Annotated in this window: 19 protein-coding genes and 1 tRNA gene; 16 read left to right on the top strand and 4 right to left on the bottom strand. The window is 75.6% G+C overall.

All coding sequences use genetic code 11. The features are described 5' to 3' along the window. Positions 1-50: 50 nt before the first annotated feature. Both LQU92_RS02795 and LQU92_RS02790 read right to left on the bottom strand, forming a co-directional pair. On the bottom strand, positions 51-764 hold the full coding sequence (locus LQU92_RS02795) for a response regulator (protein ID WP_101852565.1): 714 nt from the start codon (positions 762-764) through the stop codon (positions 51-53). After that, positions 761-2,392 carry an ATP-binding protein gene (locus LQU92_RS02790; protein ID WP_101852564.1) on the bottom strand — a complete coding sequence of 544 codons (1,632 nt, stop codon included), beginning with the start codon at positions 2,390-2,392 and terminating at the stop codon, positions 761-763. The genes LQU92_RS02795 and LQU92_RS02790 overlap by 4 nt, the downstream gene beginning before the upstream one ends. Positions 2,393-2,549: 157 nt before the next feature. Here LQU92_RS02790 and LQU92_RS02785 point away from each other — a divergent pair, with 157 nt between their 5' ends. From LQU92_RS02785 to LQU92_RS02745, 9 genes are all read left to right on the top strand, one after another. Beyond that, positions 2,550-3,938: a cation:dicarboxylate symporter family transporter gene (locus LQU92_RS02785; protein WP_230660583.1), complete on the top strand. Its 1,389-nt coding sequence runs from the start codon at positions 2,550-2,552 to the stop codon at positions 3,936-3,938. 193 nt (positions 3,939-4,131) lie between these two features. Beyond that, a complete protein-coding gene (locus tag LQU92_RS02780; RefSeq protein WP_058858537.1) occupies positions 4,132-5,025 on the top strand; it encodes a ParA family protein in 894 nt (297 codons plus the stop codon). Then, positions 5,025-5,927 (top strand): ScpA family protein, encoded by a 903-nt coding sequence (locus tag LQU92_RS02775; protein ID WP_230660580.1) that lies wholly within the window; start codon positions 5,025-5,027, stop codon positions 5,925-5,927. Before LQU92_RS02780 ends, LQU92_RS02775 begins: the two co-directional genes overlap by 1 nt. Next, a complete protein-coding gene (locus LQU92_RS02770; RefSeq protein WP_230660577.1) occupies positions 5,924-6,553 on the top strand; it encodes an SMC-Scp complex subunit ScpB in 630 nt (209 codons plus the stop codon). The genes LQU92_RS02775 and LQU92_RS02770 overlap by 4 nt, the downstream gene beginning before the upstream one ends. A 9-nt stretch (positions 6,554-6,562) precedes the next feature. Continuing rightward, positions 6,563-7,825, top strand: a complete 1,263-nt coding sequence (locus LQU92_RS02765) for a pseudouridine synthase (RefSeq protein WP_230660574.1) — start codon at positions 6,563-6,565, stop codon at positions 7,823-7,825. 9 nt (positions 7,826-7,834) lie between these two features. After that, complete coding sequence (locus LQU92_RS02760; protein WP_230660571.1) at positions 7,835-8,968, top strand: prephenate dehydrogenase; 1,134 nt, start codon at positions 7,835-7,837, stop codon at positions 8,966-8,968. Further along, positions 8,950-9,702 (top strand): (d)CMP kinase, encoded by a 753-nt coding sequence (gene cmk, locus LQU92_RS02755; protein ID WP_230660568.1) that lies wholly within the window; start codon positions 8,950-8,952, stop codon positions 9,700-9,702. Before LQU92_RS02760 ends, cmk begins: the two co-directional genes overlap by 19 nt. 72 nt (positions 9,703-9,774) lie before the next feature. Next, the gene (gene der, locus LQU92_RS02750; protein WP_230660565.1) at positions 9,775-11,319 is read left to right on the top strand and encodes a ribosome biogenesis GTPase Der; all 1,545 of its coding nucleotides are present in this window, start codon (positions 9,775-9,777) and stop codon (positions 11,317-11,319) included. 82 nt (positions 11,320-11,401) lie between these two features. After that, positions 11,402-11,475: transfer RNA gene (locus LQU92_RS02745), tRNA-Pro, on the top strand. A gap of 93 nt (positions 11,476-11,568) precedes the next feature. Here LQU92_RS02745 and LQU92_RS02740 read toward each other — a convergent pair. Beyond that, positions 11,569-12,483, bottom strand: a complete 915-nt coding sequence (locus tag LQU92_RS02740) for a PfkB family carbohydrate kinase (RefSeq protein ID WP_230660562.1) — start codon at positions 12,481-12,483, stop codon at positions 11,569-11,571. A gap of 175 nt (positions 12,484-12,658) precedes the next feature. Here LQU92_RS02740 and LQU92_RS02735 point away from each other — a divergent pair, with 175 nt between their 5' ends. The 6 genes from LQU92_RS02735 to LQU92_RS02710 all read left to right on the top strand — a co-directional run bounded on the left by LQU92_RS02735 (position 12,659) and on the right by LQU92_RS02710 (position 16,837). Continuing rightward, positions 12,659-13,669 (top strand): adenosine deaminase, encoded by a 1,011-nt coding sequence (locus LQU92_RS02735; RefSeq protein ID WP_230660559.1) that lies wholly within the window; start codon positions 12,659-12,661, stop codon positions 13,667-13,669. Between the two features lie 79 nt (positions 13,670-13,748). Then, positions 13,749-14,135 (top strand): glycine cleavage system protein GcvH, encoded by a 387-nt coding sequence (gcvH, locus tag LQU92_RS02730; RefSeq protein ID WP_230660556.1) that lies wholly within the window; start codon positions 13,749-13,751, stop codon positions 14,133-14,135. 170 nt (positions 14,136-14,305) lie between these two features. Further along, complete coding sequence (locus LQU92_RS02725; protein WP_058858545.1) at positions 14,306-14,761, top strand: FHA domain-containing protein; 456 nt, start codon at positions 14,306-14,308, stop codon at positions 14,759-14,761. A 9-nt stretch (positions 14,762-14,770) separates the two neighbouring features. Next, positions 14,771-15,541, top strand: a complete 771-nt coding sequence (locus LQU92_RS02720; RefSeq protein WP_230660553.1) for a MerR family transcriptional regulator — start codon at positions 14,771-14,773, stop codon at positions 15,539-15,541. Between the two features lies 1 nt (position 15,542). Then, positions 15,543-16,067 carry a bifunctional nuclease family protein gene (locus tag LQU92_RS02715; RefSeq protein ID WP_101852553.1) on the top strand — a complete coding sequence of 175 codons (525 nt, stop codon included), beginning with the start codon at positions 15,543-15,545 and terminating at the stop codon, positions 16,065-16,067. A 173-nt stretch (positions 16,068-16,240) separates the two neighbouring features. Continuing rightward, complete coding sequence (locus LQU92_RS02710; protein ID WP_372490437.1) at positions 16,241-16,837, top strand: MerR family transcriptional regulator; 597 nt, start codon at positions 16,241-16,243, stop codon at positions 16,835-16,837. 16 nt (positions 16,838-16,853) lie between these two features. On the opposite strand, the gene LQU92_RS02705 is transcribed toward LQU92_RS02710, so the two are convergent. Beyond that, positions 16,854-17,642, bottom strand: a complete 789-nt coding sequence (locus tag LQU92_RS02705) for a ParA family protein (RefSeq protein ID WP_101852551.1) — start codon at positions 17,640-17,642, stop codon at positions 16,854-16,856. Positions 17,643-17,939: 297 nt separating this feature from the next. Between LQU92_RS02705 and LQU92_RS02700 the strand changes: the two genes are divergently transcribed. Further along, complete coding sequence (locus tag LQU92_RS02700; protein ID WP_230660547.1) at positions 17,940-21,392, top strand: pyruvate carboxylase; 3,453 nt, start codon at positions 17,940-17,942, stop codon at positions 21,390-21,392. The last annotated feature ends 38 nt before the right edge of the window (positions 21,393-21,430 follow it).

Raw genomic sequence — 21,430 nt, 5'->3', positions numbered from 1 at the left:
CCGGCGGGCCCGTCCGCTCCCGGCGGGGGCGCTCCGCTCCCGGCGGGCGCTCAGGGGCGGGACGGGCCGCGCCCGCCGGCCCAGCCGTACTCCTGCTCCGGGCGCCCGGGCGTGCCGTAGCGTGCCCGGCGCGCCACGAGCCCGCGCTCGGCGAGGTGCTCGAGGTAGCGGCGGGCCGTGACCCGTGACAGGGCGCTGCGCTCGGCGACCTCCCCGGCCGAGAGCCAGGCGCCGCCGCGCACCAGCTCCGTCACGGCCGCGAGCGTCTGCGGGGACAGCCCCTTCGGCGCCGGCGCCGGGGCGGACTCGCCGAGCGCGGCGAAGGCCCGGTCGACCTCGGCCTGGTCCACGGACCCCCCGCGGCCCAGCAGCCCGCGGTAGCGGCGGTAGGAGGCGAGCTTCTCCTCGAGCGCGGCGTAGGTGAAGGGCTTGATGAGGTAGCCGACCACGCCGAGGGTGCCGGCCCGGCGCACGGTGGCGACGTCCCGGTGGGCCGTGACCACGAGCAGGTCCACGGACTCGCCCGCCGCCCGCAGCCCGCGGGCCACGTCCAGCCCGGAGACGTCCGGGAGGTTCACGTCGAGCAGCACGAGGTCCACGGGCCGGCCCGCACCCCGGGCGGCGCGCACGGCCTGCACCGCGGTGCGCCCCGACACGGCCGTGCCCGCCAGCTCGAAGCCGGGGGTGCGCCGGACGTACTCGGCGTGCGCGGCCGCGGTGAGCGGCTCGTCGTCGACCACGAGCACGCGCACCGGCGCGCTCACGTTGTGCCCCCCGGCGCGGCGGCCCCCGCGGTGCGCGGCAGCGGGAACGTCACCGTGAACACCGCACCGCCGTCGTCGACGTGCTCGATCCGCCCGCCCCAGCGCCGGACCACCTCCCGCACCAGGTGCAGGCCCACCCCGCGGCCCTCCGGGCCCGCGGGCTTGGTCGTGCTGCCGGCCTCCCACATCGCCTCGCCCAGGCGGGTGGCCGCGCCCATCCCGGAGTCGGCGACCGTCACGACCACGGCCGGCCGCTCCTCCTCGCCGGCCCACCCGTGGGTCAGGGCGACCTCGACCACGGGCCGGGCCCGGGCGGCGTTCTCGGCGGCGGCCTCGACGGCGTTGTCCACGAGGTTGCCCACGAGCGTGACGAGGTCCGCGGGCGGGACGGGGACCGCGGGCAGGCCGGCCTCGACGTCGACGACCAGCTCGACCCCGCGCTCGTGGGCGGCGGCGGTCTTGCCGACGAGCAGCGCCGCGAGGAACGGGTCCTCGAGCCGGTCCACGAGGTCGTGGGAGAGCTCCAGGGCCCGGGCCCGGTCGGCCGAGGCGAACTCGAGGGCCTCCCCGGCCCGGCCCAGCTCGAGCAGCGAGACCACCGTGTGCATCCGGTTCGCGTGCTCGTGGGTCTGCGCGCGCAGCGCCGCGGCCATCGTCGTGGCCGCGCGCAGCTGCCCGGACAGCCGCGAGATCTCGGTGTGGTCGCGCAGCACGACCACCGTCCCGCGCGCGGACAGCGCACCGCGGGCGGGCAGGGCCGAGACGATCAGGGTGCGCTCGCCGACGACGAACCACTGCTCCTGCACGGGCGTCCCGGCCAGCAGCAGCTGCTCGAGAGCCTCCGGCAGCCCCAGCCCGGCGACGGGCACGGCGGCGGGCCCGCCCGCGTCCCCCGGCGGGCCCGGCAGGCCGAGCAGCTCCCGGGCCCGGGCGTTGGCGACCTCCACCGCGCCGTCGTGGACGAGCAGCAGGCCCTCGGTGGCCTCGTTGAGGACGGCGTCGTGCAGGGCGTGCACCTGCGCGAGCTCCTCGGGCCCCCACCCGTGGGTGGCCCGGTCGAGGTAGCGGGCCATCAGCGCGGCCACGGCGGAGGAGGCCGCGAGCAGCAGCGCCCCGACCAGCAGGACCGCCGGCAGCTGCCGCAGCGCCCGCTCGGCCAGCGCGTCCAGCAGCACGCCCGTCGAGACCAGCGCCACGATCTCGCCGTCGTCGTCGCGCACCGGGGCGATCGTGCGCACCGACGGGCCCAGGTCGCCGCGCTCCGTGGACGTCCAGGACTGCCCGGCCAGCGCGTGCGTGCGGTCGCCCTGGTAGGGCCGGCCCACCTCGTCCGGGTCCGGGTGGGTGAAGCGGGTCCCGTCCGGGGCCATGATCGTCACGAAGTCCAGCTCCGTGTCGGCCAGCAGCCGGTCCGTCAGGGGCTGCAGCGCCGCGTGCGGGTCGGGGGAGCGCACCGCCTCCTGCACGAAGGGGTCGTCCACCAGCGTGGTGGTCACGGCGCGGGTCACGCCCACGGCCCGCTCCTCGACGGACTCGCGGGCCTGGTCGTAGAGCACCAGGGACACCGCGACGACGACGAGCACGACGACAGCGAGCTGGAGGCGCAGGAACCGCCCGGCCAGGGACATCCGCGTGCGCCTCCTCCCGCCGTCCCGCCCCTGTGGTGGGGGTCACGACCATTATGACCACAACGCGACACCGCCCCGGGCGCCGGTGAGACTCGTCACAGCCGCCCGGTCCGCCGGGCGGGACCCGTCCCAGAGCACCCCCGGCACAAGGAGAACCATGGCCGCCGTGACCACGGAGCCCGTCGACCCGAAGCGGTCCGCCCCGAAGAAGAAGGACCGGACCCACTACCTCTACATCCTCGTGATCGTCGCCGTCGTCGCCGGCGCGGTCCTGGGCCTGGCCGCCCCCGAGTTCGCGACCACCCTCAAGCCGGTGGGCACCGCCTTCATCGCGCTGATCAAGATGATGATCGCCCCGGTGATCTTCTGCACCATCGTCCTGGGCGTCGGCTCGATCGCCCGGGCGGCGACGGTCGGCAAGGTCGGCGGCCTGGCCCTGGGCTACTTCATGGCCATGTCGACCCTCGCGCTGGCCATCGGCCTGCTCGTGGGCAACTTCGTCCACCCGGGCGAGGGCCTCGACATCCAGGGCAGCGCCTACGAGGTGCCGGCGAGCTCACACGGCGAGGACGAGGGCACGGTCGGGTTCCTGCTGGGCATCATCCCCACCACCCTGGTCTCGTCCCTGACCGAGGGCAACATCCTGCAGACCCTCTTCGTCGCCCTGATCGTGGGCTTCGCCCTGCAGCAGATGGGCGAGGCCGGCAAGCCCGTCCTCAAGGCGGTCGCCCACCTCCAGGCCCTCGTCTTCCGCATCCTCGTGATGGTCATGTGGGTCGCCCCCATCGGCGCCTTCGGCGCGATCGCCGGCGTGGTCGGCGAGACCGGGGTGCAGGCGATCGTCTCCATGGCCACCCTGATGCTCGCCTTCTACCTCACCTGCGTGCTGTTCATCGTCCTCGTGCTGGGCACCCTGCTGAAGCTCGTCACCGGCGTGAACATCTTCCGGCTGATGAAGTACCTGGCCCGGGAGTACCTGCTCATCTTCTCCACCTCCTCCTCCGAGGCCGCCCTGCCGCGGCTGATCGCCAAGATGGAGCACGCCGGGGTGTCCAAGCCGGTCGTGGGCGTGACCGTGCCCACCGGCTACTCCTTCAACCTGGACGGCACCGCGATCTACCTGACCATGGCCGCCCTCTTCGTGGCCTCGGCCACGGGCTCCCCGCTGGCCCTGGGCGAGCAGATCTCCCTGCTGGTGTTCATGATCATCGCCTCCAAGGGCGCCGCCGGCGTCACCGGCGCCGGTCTCGCGACCCTCGCCGGGGGCCTGCAGTCCCACCGGCCGGACCTGGTCGACGGGGTGGGGATCATCGTGGGCATCGACCGGTTCATGTCCGAGGCCCGCGCGCTGACCAACTTCACCGGCAACGCGGTGGCCACCCTGCTCGTGGGCAAGTGGACCCGCGAGATCGACCTCGTGCAGGTCGAGCGGGTGCTCTCCGGCCTGGACCCCTTCGACGAGGCCACCATGGACGCGGGCGTGCACGCCGCACCGGCCCGCCGGGAGGCCCCGGCCCAGGTCGCCGAGGCCGCGGCCGGGCGCTGACCGGCCCGCCCGCACCCGCCGTGCCCGCCGTCCCCTCCGGGACGGCGGGCACGGCCGCTGCCGGGGACGGTTTGCGGGCCCCGCCCGCGGCGGCGGTACCCTGGAGGCTGATCCGGCGCCGACGACGCCCCAGGTCGGCCCCGCCGGCCGCCGGAGCCGCCCCAGAACCCGACACGGAAGAACGGTGCCACGAGTGAGCCAGCGCAGCGACGAGCGGATCCCCGGGACGGGCCGGGACACGGCGGGGGCCGTCGGCCCCACCGGCCGCCCCGTCCGGGACTTCCCCGAGCCCCCCGAGCTGACCGAGCACGGGCCCGCGCGCATCATCGCGATGGTCAACCAGAAGGGCGGGGTCGGCAAGACCACCTCCACGATCAACCTCGGGGCCGCGCTGGCCGAGCTGGGCCGGAAGGTGCTGCTCGTGGACTTCGACCCGCAGGGCGCGCTCTCCGCGGGCCTCGGGGCGAACCCGCACGAGCTCGAGCTGACCGTCTACAACGTGATGATGGACCGCTCCGTGGACGTGTGGGACGTCGTGCAGGAGACCGAGGTCGAGGGCGTGGACCTGCTGCCGGCCAACATCGACCTCTCCGCCGCGGAGGTCCAGCTCGTGACCGAGGTCGCCCGCGAGCAGGTCCTGGCCAGCGCGCTGCGCAAGGTCGAGGAGCACTACGACGTCATCATCATCGACTGCCAGCCCTCCCTGGGGCTGCTGACGGTCAACGCCCTCACCGCCGCCCACGGGGTGATCATCCCGCTGATCGCCGAGTTCTTCGCCCTGCGGGCCGTGGCCCTGCTCGTGGACTCCATCGAGAAGGTCCAGGACCGGCTGAACCCGCGGCTGCAGATCGACGGGGTGCTCGCCACGATGTTCGACTCCCGCACCCTGCACTCCCGCGAGGTGATGGCCAGGATCGTGGACGCCTTCGGGGAGAAGGTCTTCGACACCGTGATCAAGCGCACCGTGAAGTTCCCCGACGCCACCGTGGCCGCCGAGCCGATCCTCTCCTTCGCGACCGCCCACCAGGGCGCCGAGTCCTACCGGCAGCTGGCCCGGGAGCTGATCAGCCGCGGGGGCGCGCCCTGATGAGCCCCGACGAGCCCCCGGTCCCGCACGAGGGTCCCGGGGGCTTCGCCGTGCGCCTGGAGAACTTCGCCGGACCCTTCGACGTGCTGCTCTCCCTGATCGCCCAGCACGAGCTCGACATCACCACGGTGGCCCTGGCCACCGTCACCGACGAGTTCCTCCGGTACGTGCGCGCCCTGCAGGAGGAGGGCTCCGCCCGGGCCCTCGACGAGGCCAGCGAGTTCCTCGTCGTGGCCGCCACGCTGCTCGACCTCAAGGCCGCCCGGCTGCTGCCGCGCGGGGAGGTCGAGGACGAGGAGGACCTGGCGCTGCTCGAGGCCCGGGACCTGCTCTTCGCCCGGCTGCTGCAGTACAAGGCGTTCAAGGAGGTGGCCGGCCTGCTCGACGAGCGGCTGCGGGCCGAGTCGGCACGCCTGCCCCGGTCCGCGCCCCTGGACCCGCAGGCCGCCGCCGCCCTGCCCGAGCTGGACTGGCGGACCACTCCCGAACAGTTCGCCGCCCTCGCGCTCGCCGTCCTGAGCTCCCGCCCGGAGGCCCCCGCAGAGGTCGGCACCGACCACCTGCACGGCGCCGCCGTGACCGTGCGCGACGAGGCCGAGGTGCTCGCCGGGCTGCTCGCCGACGGCCGCCCGCACGGCTTCCGCGCCCTCGTGGCCGACGCCGCCTCGGCGCTCGTGGTGGTCGTGCGGTTCCTCGCCCTGCTGGAGATGTTCCGCGACGCCGTCGTCGACCTGGTCCAGGACGGACCCCTCGGGGAGCTGACCGTGCGCTGGACCGGAGGGCCCGGCTGGAGCGCCGACCGGCTGGCCGAGGACACGGACGGTGCCGGGGCGGCGGACCCGGCCCGCGCGCCGGCCCCGGAGGGCCCCGTCGTCGAGGGCCGGGCGGAGGTGCCCGCGTGAGCGACCCCGCGCCGCCGCCCGGGGAGCGCGCCGGCCCCGACCTCGAGGCGCTGCCCGGCGGGCTGCGCGCGGCCGTCGAGGCGATCCTCATGGTCGCCGACGAGCCGGTGAGCGAGTACGCGATCTCGGCCGCGCTCGTGGTGCCCGTCGCCGCGGTGCAGCGGGTCCTCGACCGGCTGCGCGCCGAGTACGACGGCCGCCCGGCGGATCCGGGGTATGATGGTCAGCTGGAGCCGCGCGGCTTCGAGCTGCGCAGCACCGGCGCCGGCTGGCGGATCTACTCCCGCAGCGAGTTCGCCCCGGTGGTCTCCGCGTTCGTCGCCGAGGGGCAGACGGCCCGGCTGTCCCAGGCGGCCCTGGAGACCCTGGCCGTGGTGGCCTACCGCCAGCCCGTGAGCCGCGGGCGGATCTCCGCGATCCGCGGGGTGAACGTCGACGGCGTGGTGCGCACGCTCCTGCAGCGCGGGCTCGTGCGGGAGCTCGAGCGGGACGCCGCGTCCGGTGCCGTGCTCTACGGCACCACCGCGCTCCTGCTGGAGAAGTTGGGCATCGGCTCCCTCGACGAGCTGCCCGACCTCGCCCCCCACCTGCCCGGCATCGACCAGATCGACGACTACGAGGACTGAGACACCACCATGGCTGCTTCACGATCATCATCCGGCCGCCCCGGCGACCGGCGCGGCACCCCCGGCGGGCGTCCCGCGCAGGGCCGCGGCTCGGCCGGCAGGGCCGTGGGCGGCTCCGGCCGGGGCAAGGGCTCCGGCGCGGGCGGGGCCCGGGGCCGGACCCCCGACCGCGGCGCCGCCGGCGGTTCGCGCGGCTCGGCCCAGGGCGGCCCCCGCGGTGGTGCCCAGGGCGGTCCCCGCGGTGGTGCCCAGGGCGGTTCGCGCGGCTCGGCCCAGGGCGGTCCCCGCGGCTCGGCCCAGGGCGGCCCCCGGACCGGCCCCGCGGCCGGAGGGCGCGCCGGCGCGAAGGGCGCCGCGCGCGGCGCCGGACCGGAGCGCACCGGCCGCCAGGGCGGCCCGGCCCGCTCGGGCGGTCCCGCCGGACCCCGGCCCTTCGCCGCCTCCGAGCGGGGGGCGCGCCGGATGCCGGCGGTCCCGCCCAAGGGCCCGCACCGCAAGCGGCGGCCCAAGAACCCGCCCGTGGACCGCCTGGACCAGCACGATCCCGCCGGTGTGCGCCTGCAGAAGCTCATGGCCCAGGCCGGGGTCGCCTCCCGGCGCGTGTGCGAGGAGATGATCGAGGCCGGCCGCGTGCAGGTCAACGGGGAGACCGTCACCGAGCTCGGTCTGCGCGTGGACCCCGCCACGGCGGAGATCCACGTGGACGGCATCCGCGTCCAGCTCGACGAGAACCTCGTCTACTACGCCTTCAACAAGCCCGAGGGCGTGCTCTCGACCATGGAGGACCCCGAGGGCCGGCCGTGCGTCGCCGACTTCCTGGACCACCGCCGCAACGAGCGCGTCTTCCACGTCGGCCGCCTCGACGTGGAGACCGAGGGCCTGCTGCTGCTGACCAACGACGGCGAGCTCGCCAACCGCCTCACCCACCCCTCCTACGAGGTCCCCAAGACCTACCTCGTGCAGGTCCGCGGGCCCATGGACAAGGGCATCGGCGCCGTCATGAAGGCCGGCATCGAGCTCGAGGACGGCCCGGCGAGGGTCGACTCGTTCCGCCTCGTCGACTCGACCCCCGGCCACCTGCTCGTGGAGGTCGTCCTGCACTCGGGGCGCAACCGGATCGTGCGCCGGCTCTTCGACGCGGTGGGCCACCCCGTGGAGAAGCTGGTGCGCACCCAGGTCGGCCCGATCCGCATCGGCGACCAGCGCCAGGGCACCGTCCGCCGCCTGTCGAAGACCGAGGTCGGGCACCTGCTCGCCTCGGTCGGGATGTGAGGGACGGCGGTGGCGGCGCGCACCCCCGCGGCTGAGCCCGCGACGCCCCCCGCCGCGACCGAGGGCCCCGTCCTCGTGGTCGGCGCCGGGCTGCTCGGGGCGAGCATCGGCCTCGGGCTGCGCCACCTCGGGGTGGAGGTCTGGCTCCAGGACGCCTCCCCGACCGCCGAGGCCGTCGCCGAGGACATCGGCGCCGGCCGCTCCTGCCGCGCCGCGGCGGGGGACCGGTTCCCGGAGCCGGCCCTCGTCGTCGTCGCCGTCCCGCCCGACGTCGCCGCCGAGACGGTCGCCCGGGCGCTGGAGGAGCACCCGGCGGCCGTCGTCCTCGACGTCGCCTCCGTCAAGGAGGCCGTGCTCGAGGGCGTGCGCGCCCGGGGGGCCGACCTCACCCGCTACGTGGGCACCCACCCGATGGCCGGGCGCGAGCGCTCCGGGCCGGTGGCCGCCCGCGGGGAGCTGTTCACGTCCATGCCGTGGGTCGTGTGCGACTCCGGCAGCTCCTCGCCCGCCGCGCTGGCGGCCGCCCGGCACCTGGCCGTGGACCTCGGGGCGACCGTGACGTTCATGGACGCCCGCGAGCACGACGCCACGGTCGCGCTGATCTCCCACCTGCCGCAGGTGATGTCCTCGCTGCTGGCCTCCCGGCTGCAGGAGACCCCGCTGCACCACCTGTCGCTGGCCGGGCAGGGGCTGCGGGACACCACCCGCATCGCCGCCTCCGACCCCGGGCTGTGGGTGCAGATCCTCGCCGCCAACGCCGGGCCCGTCGTGGCCGCCCTGCACGGGGTCCGGGAGGACCTCGACCGCCTGATCGCCACGCTCGAGGCCCCCCGGGCCCCCGGCGCGCGCCTGGACATCGCCCAGCTGATGGCCGAGGGCAACGCCGGGCGGGCGCGGATCCCCGGCAAGCACGGCGGCGCGCCCCGGGCCTTCGAGACCGTCACGGTCCTCGTCGGCGACGTGCCCGGCCAGCTGGCCCGCCTGCTGGCCGAGATCGGGGAGATCGGCGTCAACCTCGAGGACCTGCGCCTCGAGCACTCCCCGGGACAGCCCGTGGGCCTCGCCGAGGTCTCGGTGCTGCCCCACCGCCGCAAGGAACTGATCGAGGCGCTCCAGGAGCGCGGATGGAAGGTCGTGCAGTGAACACGGGTCCCACCGAAGCAGTCGTCGCGTCCCCCGGCGGGGCGCCCGCCGGGGCGGGGGAGGAGCCCCTGGTCGTCGCCATCGACGGCCCCTCGGGCTCCGGGAAGTCGAGCGTCGCCAAGGAGGTGGCCCGCCGCTTCGGCCTCGCCTACCTGGACACCGGGGCGATGTACCGCGCCCTGACCTGGTGGTGCCTCGAGCAGGGCGTGGACCTGACCGACGCCGCCGCCGTGGCCGGGGCCGCGGCCGAGCTGCCCCTCGAGCAGGGCACCGACCCCGACCGCGAGGTGGTCGTCGTCGGCGGCACCGACGTCGCCGCCGCGATCCGCGGCTCGCGCGTGACCGACGCCGTCAGCGCGGTCGCCACCAACCCCGGGGCCCGGGCCGTGCTCGTGGCCCGCCAGCAGCAGGTCGTCGCCGCCAGCGGCCGGCGGATCGTGGCCGAGGGCCGCGACATCACCACGGTCGTGGCCCCCGACGCCGACGCCCGGATCCTGCTCACCGCCGACGAGCGGGCCCGGATGGCCCGCCGCGGCCTGCAGCTGGGCGGGGAGCAGGACGCCGAGCGCCTGCACTGCCAGGTCGTGGGCCGCGACGCCAAGGACGCCACGGTCGTCGACTTCACCCGCGCCGCGGACGGCGTCGTGACCGTCGACTCCTCCGAGCTGACGGTCGAGCAGACCGTCCAGGCCGTGATCGACGTCGTCGTCCGCGCCGCCGGGCGCCCCGCCTAGACTGGCGCCGGGGACCGCCCCGCTCCGCCACCCGCACCCGAACCGGCCGCACCGGCCCAGCGAAGGACAGCCATGACCGGCACCCCCGAGACCCCCGAGCACGCCCACGACGACGAGACCTACGGGCCCGCGACCGACGACGTCGCCGAGCGGCTCGCGGCCCTCGGCGACGACGAGGCCGAGCAGCGCGCCCGTGTGCTGCGCGCCGGGCTGGAGGACTACGAGCTCGACGACGAGGACGCCGCCCTGCTCGAGGACTGGAGCGGGGCGGAGGAGGAGACCCCGGCCCGCCGGCCCGCGCCGGTGCTGGCCGTCGTGGGCCGGCCCAACGTCGGCAAGTCCACCCTGGTCAACCGCATCCTGGGCCGCCGCGAGGCGGTCGTGGAGGACGTCCCCGGGGTGACCCGCGACCGCGTCTCCTACCGGGCCACCTGGAACGGGCGCAACTTCACCCTCGTGGACACCGGCGGGTGGGAGTACGACGCCAAGGGCATCAACGCCCGCGTCGCCGAGCAGGCCGAGCTCGCCGTGGAGCGCGCCGACGCGGTGCTGCTGGTCCTCGACACCACCGTGGGGGTCACCGCCGCCGACGAGGCCATCGTGAAGATGCTCCGCCGGGTGAAGAAGCCGGTCGTGCTCGTGGCCAACAAGGTCGACTCCCCGGCCCTCGAGGTCGAGGCCACCTACCTGTGGTCCCTCGGCATGGGCGAGCCCCACCCCGTCTCCGCGCTGCACGGGCGCGGCGCCGCCGACGCCCTGGACGCGGCCGTGGCCGCCCTGCCCGAGTTCTCCGCCGTGGGCGGGACCGAGATCACGGGCGGGCCCCGCCGCGTGGCGCTCATCGGCCGGCCCAACGTGGGCAAGTCCTCGCTGCTGAACCGGCTCGCCGGCACGGAGCGCGTCGTCGTCGACCCGCTGGCCGGCACGACCCGCGACCCCGTCGACGAGATCGTCGAGCTGGGCGGGAAGCCGTGGCGGTTCATCGACACCGCCGGCATCCGCCGCCGCGTGCACATGCAGCAGGGCGCCGACTTCTACGCCTCCCTGCGCACCCAGGCCGCGCTCGAGCGCGCCGAGGTCGCGGTGGTGCTGCTGGCCGCCGACGAGGTGCTCTCCGAGCAGGACGTGCGGATCCTGCAGATGGCCGTGGACTCCGGGCGCGCGCTCGTGCTCGCGTTCAACAAGTGGGACCTCGTGGACGAGGACCGCCGCTACTACCTCGAGAAGGAGATCGACCGCGACCTCGCCCACGTGGCGTGGGCCCCGCGCGTGAACGTCTCCGCGCGCACCGGCTGGCACAAGGACAAGCTGGTGCCCGCCCTCGAGACGGCGCTCGAGTCGTGGGACACCCGCATCCCCACCGGCCGGCTCAACGCGTTCCTCGGCGAGATCGTCGCCGCCCACCCGCACCCGGTGCGCGGCGGCAAGCAGCCCCGCATCCTCTTCGGCACCCAGGCCTCCTCCCGGCCCCCGAAGTTCGTGCTGTTCACCAGCGGGTTCCTCGAGCCCGGCTACCGGCGCTTCATCACCCGCCGGCTGCGCGAGACCTTCGGCTTCCGGGGCACCCCGATCGAGGTCTCGATGCGGGTGCGCGAGAAGCGGGCGCGCCGGCGCTGACCCGCCGGGCGCCGAGATGAATTCCGTCCGGGGTTGCTGTATGGTGTTGCGAGTGCTCAGGGCGGGAACGCACTGAGGAATTCGGGCTGTGGCGCAGCTTGGTAGCGCACTTGACTGGGGGTCAAGGGGTCGCAGGTTCAAATCCTGTCAGCCCGACGAATTCGAGGCCGGTGGACCGCGGGAACGCGGACCACCGGCCTCTTCCCGTGCCCGGCCCGGCTCCCGGCCCGGGCGAGGGTCCGGGTCCGCTCAGCCGCGCGGGGCTCCCCGCCGCACGAGCCCGGGGGACAGCCCCGGGCGCCCGCCCGCGGTGCCGGCGACCTGCGCGGAGGCCGCCGCCGCCCACCGGGCGGCGGTGCCGGGCTCCTCGCCGTGCAGCAGCCCGACCGCCAGCGCCGCGACGAACGCGTCGCCCCCGCCCGTGGGGTCCACCGGGTCCGGCTCGAGGTGGGGCAGGACCACGTGCCCGCCGGGCCAGGCCACCACGTCCGCGCCCTCGGGGCTCGCCAGGGCGACGACGCGCGGGCCCCGCCCCAGCAGCTCCCGCGCCGCCCGGAGCGTCCCGGCCGTGTCCTCGGGGGCCCGGCCGGTCAGCGCCGCGGTCTCGGCGGTGTCCGCGCGGACCGCGTCGGCGCGCTCCAGCACCAGCTCCCGGACCCGCTCGTCGCCCGGGGCGCCGTCGGCGACGACCAGCGACCCGGGGGCGGCGGCGCGCAGCGCCTCGGCCACGGCCGGGCCGGGCTGCTGGAGCTGCAGGAGCACGGCCTCGGCACCGCCGAGGAGCGCGGCGGCCGCCCGCACGTCGTCCGGGCGCAGCAGGACCTCCTCCGGGACGTCCTCGAGCAGCCGGCGGATCCCCGGCGGGCCGACCACGTCGACCAGCAGCGCCGTGGCCGCCCCGTCCCGGCGGACCACCCCGGTCACGTCGATGCCGTCGGCGGCCGCCGCGGCCAGGGCGTCCGCGCCCGCGGCGTCGGCGCCCACGACGGCCACGAGCGCGGCCTGCACCCCGAGCTGGCGGCAGCCCACGGCCTGGTTGGCGCCCTTTCCCCCGAGCAGCTCCCGGCGCCGGCGCACCGGCGCGGACCCGCCCTCCGGGGGGATCCCGTCCACCTCCAGGACCAGGTCCCGCCCGACCTGCCCGACCACCACGATCCCGCCCATGCCGTCCTCCTGCTCCGTGCCGTCCCGTCGCTGCCCGGGGCGCCGCCCGCTGCCGGGACGGCCCCCGGGGCGAGCCTAGGCGAGCCGCCCGCCGCCCGCCGCCCGCCGGGCGCCGGTGCGTAGGATGCGGGGAGCGCGCCCGCCCGGGCGCGCCCGAGCGCAGGAGGAGAAGACGGTGGCGGACGCGCGGAAGGACCTGGACGCCCTGCCCAAGGCGGAGCTGCACCTGCACGTCGAGGGCACCCTGGAGCCGGAGCTCGCGTTCGAGCTGGCCGCCCGCAACGGGGTGGACCTCCCGTACGCCTCGGTCGAGGAGCTGAGACGGCTGTACGACTTCGAGGACCTCTCCTCCTTCCTGGAGCTCTACTACGCGACCACGGCCGTCCTGCGCGGGGCCGCCGACTTCGAGGCCCTCACGAGCGCCTACCTCGACCGGGCCGCCGCGCAGGGGCTGCGCCACGTCGACCTGTTCTTCGATCCCCAGGCCCACACGGTGCGGGGCGTGCCGCTGACGGCGGTCGTGGAGGGCATCCGCTCCGCCCTGGACGCGGCCCGGGCGGAGCGGGGGATCACGAGCACCCTGATCATGTGCTTCCTGCGCGACCGGCCCGTGGCCGAGGCCCTCGAGCTGGTCGACGCCGCGGTGGCGCAGCCGGGCCTGGTCGACGGCGTCGGCCTCGACTCCGCCGAGGTGGGCCACCCGCCGGGGCTGTTCGAGGAGGTCTTCGCCCGGGCCCGGGCCGCGGGGCTGCACGTCGTCGCCCACGCCGGGGAGGAGGCCGGCCCCGAGTACGTCCGGGAGGCCCTCGACGTGCTGGGCGTCGAGCGGGTGGACCACGGCATCCAGTGCCTGCGCGACCCCGCCCTCGTCGAGCGGCTCGTGCGGGAGCGGGTGCCGCTGACCGTCTGCCCGTTCTCGAACGTGCGCCTGCGGGTGGTCGGCGAGCTCGCCGACCACCCGGTGCTGCGGATGCTCGAGGCGGGGCTCGTGGTCACCGTCAACTCCGACGACCCGGCGTACTTCGGCGGCTACGTGGGGGACAACTTCCGGGGCCTGCGGGAGGCGCTGGGGCTGACCGACACCCAGGCCGAGACCCTGGCCCGCCACGCCGTCGACGCCTCGTTCGCCGGCCCCGGCCGCCGCCGGGAGCTGCACGCCGAGATCGACGCGTGGGCCGCCGGCTGAGCCCCGCGGCGCGCCCCGGACGCCGGGGCGCCGTGTGCCATAATCGAGCCGACCGCACCCGACGGACCAGGAGTGACCCATGAGCACCGTTCCCGCCGACCTGTCCTACACGGCCGAGCACGAGTGGATCGCCGCGCCCGACGCCGAGGGCGCGGTGCGGATCGGCATCACCGACCACGCGCAGAGCGAGCTGGGCGACGTCGTCTTCGTCCAGCTGCCCGAGGTCGGCGAGATCGTCGAGGCGGGTGCGGCCGTCGGGGAGATCGAGTCCACGAAGTCGGTCAGCGACATCTTCGCCCCCGTCGCCGGCGAGGTCGTGGCCGTCAACGAGCGGCTGCAGGACGAGCCCGGCGTCGTCAACTCCTCGCCCTACGGGGACGGCTGGCTCTTCGCGGTCCGCCCCTCCGCCGAGGACCACCGGGCCGGGCTGCTGGACGCCGAGGGCTACACCGCCCAGATCGGCTGACCCGGCCCTCCCCGGCAGCGGCCGCCGCGCCGCGCCCCGTCGCACCCACCCGGTACACTGAGCACCATCCGGGCGGCTCCGGCCGCCGCCCGGGACACCGCCGGGAAGGCGGTCGTGCGGCCGGGGTCCGGCACGGACCAGTCGTCCACCACCACGAGTCGAGGGAACAGATGTCCACACAGCGCCACGGCCCGAAGGTCCCCCAGGGGGAGCCGGACACCACGTCGATCCAGATCGTGGGCGAGGTCCTCTCCCGCGCGGCCTCGCACAAGCTCTCCCCCGAGGAGAACGCCGCCGTCGCGGCGCTGCCTCCGCGCTCCGCGCTGCTCGTGGCCCACGACGGCGCCGGCGCCGGCTCGCGCTTCCTGCTGGACCGGGACGAGGTCCCCGCCGGGAGGCACCCGTCCTCGGAGATCTTCCTCGACGACGTCACCGTCTCTCGCCGCCACGCCCGCTTCGTGCGCCGCGGTGAGACCTTCGAGCTCTTCGACGCCGGCTCCCTCAACGGCACCTACGTCAACGGCGACCGCGTCGACCACGTCGTGCTCGACAACGGCGACGAGGTGCAGATCGGGAAGTTCCGGTTCACGTTCTACCGCTCCCTGCGCCAGCAGCCGGAGCAGTAGAAGGGAGTCATGACCGACCACGCGCACGCCGCCTCCGCCCGGGACGAACCGGCGCCGGTTCCCCGGGTGGGCATCAGCGCCGTGCTCAAGGAGCTCGGGGAGGACCACCCCGGGATCACGGCCTCGAAGCTGCGCTTCCTCGAGGACCAGGGCCTCGTGCACCCCGCCCGCACCGCCTCGGGCTACCGCAAGTTCTCCCGCGCGGACATCGCCCGGATCCGGCGGGTCCTGGAGCTCCAGCGCGACCGCTACCTGCCGCTGAGGGTCATCCGCGACCGCCTCGACGCCGAGGAGCGCGAACCCGTCCCCGGGGCCGTGGACCACGACGACGAGCGCCGCCCCGCCCCGGAGGAGGCCGCCGCGCCCGTCACGGCACCGCTGCCGGTCGTGCCCCCGGCGCGCGCCTACTCGCTGCGGGAACTGGCCGCCCGGACGGGGGCCGGCGTCCCGCTCGTGCGCGAGCTCGTGAGCTACGGCCTGATCCGGGAGCAGGGCGGGGCCTTCGACGACCACGCCCTCGAGATCACCCGCGCGGCGCTGGCCCTGACCGCCCACGGGCTCGAGCCGCGCCACCTGCGCCCCTTCAAGGCCGCCGCGGACCGCGAGCTCGGCCTCGTCGAGCAGGCCGTGGCCCCGCTGGCCTCCCGGCGCGACCCTGCCTCCCGGGCCCGGGCCGCGGAGCGGGCCCAGGAGATCTCCGGGCTGTGCCTGACGATCCACACCTCGCTGGTCCGCTCCGAGATCGCGGCGCTGCAGGAGCGCGCAGGACTGGAGGGCTGAGATGGCCGTGCACCAGGTCCTCATGGAGATCGCCGGCGTGCGCATGGACGTCCCCTCGGCGCAGCCGGTGGTCGTGCTGCGCGAGGTCGAGGGCGGGCGCCACCTGCCGATCTGGATCGGCACCAACGAGGCGACGTCGATCGTCTTCGCCGTCCAGGGCATCGACCCGCCCCGCCCGCTCACCCACGACCTCGTGCTGTCGGTGGCCACCGCGTTCGGGCGCACGCTGACCCGGGTGCGCATCCACACGGTCGACGAGGGCGTCTTCCACGCGGCCCTGGAGTTCTCCGACGGCACGGTCGTGGACTCCCGGGCCTCGGACGCCATCGCGCTGGCCGCCCGCACCGACTGCCCGATCCTGTGCACCGAGACCGTCCTGGACGAGGCGGGGCTCGTGATGAGCGCCGACGGCGAGCTGCGCGAGCCCGAGCACCGCGAGGGCGCGGGCGGGGAGCAGGTCCCCCCGGAGACCCAGGTCCAGCAGTTCCGCGACTTCCTGGACAACGTCGACCCCGAGGACTTCTGAGCCCGGCCGGGCGGCGGCGCCGACACGGCCGCCGGCCGGTCCCGCCGTCTTTGACCCGGCCGCGGGGGAGGTCTAACGTCGACCGTAGTGCGCGCACCCCGCCGGGATCCGGGGACCGCGCGCGGACACCGGACCGGCGCCGCCGGGGCCGGCCCCACGACCGAGGAGGCCGCGTGAGCAACGGCGAGAACCCCGGCGGCACGCCCGCTCCGGGTGCCCCGCTCGCGCAGGGCACCCAGGGCGTGCTCTTCGACGACGCCGCCGTCCGCGACGAGTCCATCGGCTACCGCGGCCCCACCGCGTGCAAGGCCGCGGGGATCTCCTACCGCCAGCTCGACTACTGGGCCCGCACCGGCCTGGTCGAGCCCACCGTGCGCGGGGCGTCGGGGTCGGGCACGCACCGGCTCTACAGCTTCCGCGACATCCTCGTGCTCAAGATCGTCAAGCGCCTGCTGGACACCGGGGTGTCCCTGCAGCAGATCCGCACCGCCGTCGGCGCCCTGCGGGCCCGCGGGATCGAGGACCTCGCGCAGCTGACCATGATGAGCGACGGCGCCAGCGTCTACGCGTGCACGTCGCCCCACGAGGTGATCGACCTCGTCCAGGGCGGCCAGGGCGTGTTCGGCATCGCCGTCGGGCGCGTGTGGCGGGAGGTCGAGGGCACCCTGGCCTCCCTGCCCGGCGAGCACGCCGACCGTGCGGCGGGGCAGCCGACCGCCCCGCCGGACGAGCTCTCCGCGCGGCGGGCCCGCCGGCAGGGCGCGGGCTGAGCCCCGCGGTCCCGGTTCAGGCGGAGCGCCCCAGCAGCCCCCGCAGCAGCGCCGTGTAGCGGCCCGCCAGGTCGCGGGCCTCCCCGCCCGGCCAGCGGTGGATCGGCCAGGCGGCGCCCTGCGCCTGCTGCCACACCGGCAGGTCGGGGAGCACCGGGTCCACCAGCAGCGGGCCGAACAGCTCCGCCAGCTCGTCGAGGCGGTGCCGGTGCTCCGCGGAGGAGTGGCGCACCTTGTTGACGACCACCCCCGCCGCCGGCACCGCCCACGTGCGGCTCTGCTCGAACTGGGCGATCGCCGTCATCGTGCGCTTGGTGCCCGCCACGGAGAACAGGGACGGCTCGGCGACCGAGAGCACCTTGTCGCTGGCCGCCCAGGCCGTGCGCGTGAGGGCGCTGAGCGTGGGCGGGCAGTCGACGAGCACGAGCTCGTAGCCGGTCGTGCCCGCGAGGGCCCGCTCGAGCCGGCCGAGGTCCTTGTCCCGGTAGTCGGAGCGGTCGAAGCGCGAGGAGCGGGCCGAGCCGGGGGCGACGTCGAGGGCCTTGCTGTCGCGGCCCTCCTGGACGGCCCACGACGAGGCCATGAGCACCTTGTCGAGGGCGCCGCGGCGCGGGCGCGCGAGGACCTCGCCGACGTCGTGCCCGTGCCGGGCGCGCACGCCCAGCCCCGTGGTCGCGTCGGCGTGCGGGTCCAGGTCGACCACGAGGGTCGGCACGCCCTCCTGCAGCGCCGCCGAGGCGAGGCCCAGGGTCACCGAGGACTTGCCGACCCCGCCCTTGAGGCTGCTGACGCTGACGATCTGCACCGGGGGACATCCTTCGGTCGGGGGGATCGGACGGGGCGGCGGGGACCGCCCGGTCGCCCGCGGCGGTCCCGGACCATCCTAGCCGGGGGTCCTCCCCGGACCCGCGGCGCGGCACGACCGGCACGGCCTGCGCCCGGGCCCGTCCGGCGCGTGTGACGGCGGACACACGCCGTCCCGTCCCCGGCGTGGTTGACTGTGTGCCACGGACCACGGCCGGCCACCCCGGCCGCGGTCCTCGCTCTGCACGAAATCCAGCGAACAAGCGCCTGCGACGCGGCGGGCGCGGGACGGGTGTCAATGTTCTCCAAGATCCTGGTCGCCAACCGCGGCGAGATCGCCATCCGGGCCTTCCGGGCCGCCTACGAGCTCGGTGCCAAGACCGTGGCCGTCTACGCCTACGAGGACCGCAACTCGATCCACCGGCAGAAGGCCGACGAGGCCTACCGCATCGGCGAGGAGGGCCACCCCGTCCGGGCCTACCTCGACGTGGACGAGATCGTGCGCGTGGCGAAGGAGTCGGGGGCCGACGCGATCTACCCGGGCTACGGGTTCCTCTCCGAGAACCCGGACCTGGCCCGGGCGGCCGAGGCCGCCGGGATCACCTTCGTCGGCCCGCGCGCCGAGATCCTGGAGCTGGCCGGGAACAAGGTCGAGGCCCTGCGCGCGGCGAAGCGCGCCGGGATCCCCACCCTGGAGTCCTCGGACCCGTCCGCCGACCCCGACGCGCTGCTGGCCGAGGCCGAGCGCATCGGCTTCCCGATCTTCGTCAAGGCGGTCGCCGGCGGCGGCGGGCGCGGGATGCGCCGCGTCGAGACCCCGCAGGAGCTGCCCGAGGCGCTGGCCGCCGCGATGCGCGAGGCCGACACCGCCTTCGGCGACCCCACGGTCTTCCTCGAGCAGGCCGTGCTGCGCCCGCGCCACATCGAGGTCCAGGTCCTCGCCGACGACGAGGGCGGGATCGTCCACCTCTTCGAGCGCGACTGCTCCCTGCAGCGCCGCCACCAGAAGGTCGTGGAGATCGCCCCGGCCCCGAACCTCGACGAGGGCATCCGGCAGGCCCTCCACGCCGACGCCGTGCGGTTCGCGAAGGAGCTGGGCTACGTCAACGCCGGGACCGTGGAGTTCCTCGTGGACACCGCCGGCGAGCGCGCCGGCCAGCACGTGTTCATCGAGATGAACCCCCGCATCCAGGTCGAGCACACGGTCACGGAGGAGGTCACCGACGTCGACCTCGTCCAGTCCCAGCTGCGCATCGCCGCGGGGGAGACCCTGGCCGACCTCGGGATCGCCCAGGACCGGCTCGCGGTGCGCGGCACGGCCGTGCAGTGCCGGATCACCACGGAGGACCCGGCCAACGGGTTCCGCCCCGACGTCGGGAAGATCTCCGCCTACCGCTCCGCCGGCGGCGCCGGGGTGCGCCTGGACGGCGGGACGATCTACGCGGGCGCCGAGATCTCCCCGCACTTCGACTCGATGCTCGTGAAGCTCACCTGCCGCGGGCGCGACTACGCCACGGCCGTGCACCGCGCCCAGCGGGCCCTCGCGGAGTTCCGCATCCGCGGGGTCGCCACCAACATCCAGTTCCTCCAGGCGGTGCTCGGGGACCCCGAGTTCCTCGCCGGGGACGTCGCCACCGACTTCATCGAGAAGCGCCCCGAGCTGCTGCGGGCGCGGGTTTCCGCGGACCGGGCCACCAAGGCGCTGACCTGGCTCGCGGAGGTGACGGTCAACAAGCCCAACGGCGAGCGCGTGGAGGGCATCGACCCGCGCACCAAGCTGCCCGCCCACCCGGGGGACAAGAGCGAGGAGCCGGACCGCTCGCCCTTCGACGGGCCCTCGGCGCACACCCCGCCGCCGGGCTGGCGGCAGCGGCTCCAGGAGCTCGGCCCGGAGGGCTTCGCGAAGGCCCTGCGCGAGCAGCAGGCCGTGGCCGTGACCTCCACGACCTTCCGCGACGCCCACCAGTCGCTGCTGGCCACCCGGGTGCGCACCCGCGACCTGCTCGCCGCCGCCCCCGCCTACGCCCACACCCTCCCGCAGCTGCTCTCGGTGGAGGCCTGGGGCGGGGCGACCTACGACGTCGCCCTGCGCTTCCTGGGCGAGGACCCGTGGGAGCGGCTGCGGCTGCTGCGCGAGGCGATGCCGAACATCCCGATCCAGATGCTGCTGCGCGGGCGCAACACGGTCGGCTACACCCCGTACCCCACCGAGGTCACCGACGCGTTCGTGGCCGAGGCCGCGGCCACCGGCGTGGACATCTTCCGGATCTTCGACGCGCTCAACGACGTCTCCCAGATGGCCCCGGCGATCGAGGCGGTGCGCCGGACCGGGACCGCGGTCGCCGAGGTCGCCCTGTGCTACACCGGGGACCTCAACGACCCCGACGAGCAGCTCTACACCCTGGACTACTACCTCGACCTCGCCGACCGGTGCGTCGAGGCCGGGGCGCACGTGCTGGCGATCAAGGACATGGCCGGGCTGCTGCGCCCGGCCGCGGCCGCGAAGCTCGTGAGCGCGCTGCGGGAGCGCTTCGACCTGCCCGTGCACCTGCACACCCACGACACCGCCGGCGGGCAGCTGGCCACCCTCATGGCCGCGATCGACGCCGGGGTCGACGCCGTGGACGTCGCCGACGCCTCGATGGCCGGCACCACCTCGCAGGTCCCGGCCTCCGCCCTGGTCGCGGCGCTCGAGCACACCGAGCGGGACACCGGCATCCCGCTGGAGGCGATCTCCGCGATGGAGCCCTACTGGGAGGTCATCCGCCGGATGTACGCCCCGTTCGAGTCCGGGCTCACCGCCCCGACCGGGCGCGTCTACCGGCACGAGATCCCCGGCGGGCAGCTGTCCAACCTGCGCCAGCAGGCCATCGCGCTGGGCCTGGGGGAGCGCTTCGAGGCGATCGAGGACATGTACACCGCCGCCAACGCGATCCTCGGCCGGCTGGTGAAGGTCACCCCGTCGTCCAAGGTCGTGGGCGACCTCGCCCTGCAGCTCGTGGGGATGGGCGTGGACCCGGCCGAGTTCGAGGCCGACCCGCAGCGCTTCGACCTGCCGGACTCCGTGATCGGCTTCCTCGCCGGCGAGCTGGGGACCCCTCCCGGGGGCTGGCCCGAGCCGTTCCGCGCCAAGGCGCTCGAGGGACGCACCGTGAAGGTCGGGGTGACCGAGCTGAGCGAGGAGGAGCAGCAGGGTCTGGCCGGGGACTCCGCGACCCGGCGGGCCACGCTCAACCGGCTGCTGTTCCCCGGTCCGACCCGCGAGTACGAGGCCGGCCGCGAGAAGTACGGGGACGTCTCCGTGCTGCACACCCGCGACTTCCTCTACGGGCTGACCACCGACCACGAGCACATCATCTCGCTGGGCAAGGGGGTGCGCCTGCTCGTGACCCTGCAGGCCATCTCGGAGCCCGACGAGAAGGGCATGCGCACCGTGATGGTCACCCTCAACGGCCAGCCGCGCATGGTCGAGGTCCGTGACGCCTCCGTGGCCTCGGCCGTGCCGGAGACGGAGAAGGCCGACGCCTCGAACCCCGGGCACGTGGCCGCCCCCTTCGCCGGGGCCGTGACCGTGACCGTGGCCGAGGGCGAGACCGTCGAGGCCGGCGCCCAGGTGGCCACCATCGAGGCCATGAAGATGGAGGCCTCCATCACCGCCCCCACGGGCGGGACGGTCGAGCGGGTGGCCCTCCAGGGTGTCACCCAGGTCGCCGGCGGCGACCTGCTGCTGGTGCTGCGCACCGACGGCTGAGCCCCGCCCCGCGCGGCCCCGCCCGGCCCGCCCCGTCC

The organism is Kocuria sp. LUK (genome assembly GCF_021012935.1).
GTDB classification, from domain to species: domain Bacteria; phylum Actinomycetota; class Actinomycetes; order Actinomycetales; family Micrococcaceae; genus Kocuria; species Kocuria flava.
Note: the sequence above shows the minus strand (reverse complement) of the source record. Positions and strands in the feature narration are given on the sequence as shown.

Bases quoted from the DNA above. Each gene is read 5' to 3' on its own strand.
- LQU92_RS02700 (WP_230660547.1), top strand. From the start codon at position 17,940: ATGTTCTCCAAGATCCTGGTCGCCAACCGCGGCGAGATCGCCATCCGG.
- LQU92_RS02720 (WP_230660553.1), top strand. From the start codon at position 14,771: ATGACCGACCACGCGCACGCCGCCTCCGCCCGGGACGAACCGGCGCCG.
- LQU92_RS02790 (WP_101852564.1), bottom strand. From the start codon at position 2,392: ATGTCCCTGGCCGGGCGGTTCCTGCGCCTCCAGCTCGCTGTCGTCGTG.
- LQU92_RS02785 (WP_230660583.1), top strand. From the start codon at position 2,550: ATGGCCGCCGTGACCACGGAGCCCGTCGACCCGAAGCGGTCCGCCCCG.
- gcvH (WP_230660556.1), top strand. From the start codon at position 13,749: ATGAGCACCGTTCCCGCCGACCTGTCCTACACGGCCGAGCACGAGTGG.
- LQU92_RS02765 (WP_230660574.1), top strand. From the start codon at position 6,563: ATGGCTGCTTCACGATCATCATCCGGCCGCCCCGGCGACCGGCGCGGC.
- LQU92_RS02725 (WP_058858545.1), top strand. From the start codon at position 14,306: ATGTCCACACAGCGCCACGGCCCGAAGGTCCCCCAGGGGGAGCCGGAC.
- cmk (WP_230660568.1), top strand. From the start codon at position 8,950: ATGGAAGGTCGTGCAGTGAACACGGGTCCCACCGAAGCAGTCGTCGCG.
- LQU92_RS02740 (WP_230660562.1), bottom strand. From the start codon at position 12,483: ATGGGCGGGATCGTGGTGGTCGGGCAGGTCGGGCGGGACCTGGTCCTG.
- der (WP_230660565.1), top strand. From the start codon at position 9,775: ATGACCGGCACCCCCGAGACCCCCGAGCACGCCCACGACGACGAGACC.
- LQU92_RS02775 (WP_230660580.1), top strand. From the start codon at position 5,025: ATGAGCCCCGACGAGCCCCCGGTCCCGCACGAGGGTCCCGGGGGCTTC.
- LQU92_RS02715 (WP_101852553.1), top strand. From the start codon at position 15,543: ATGGCCGTGCACCAGGTCCTCATGGAGATCGCCGGCGTGCGCATGGAC.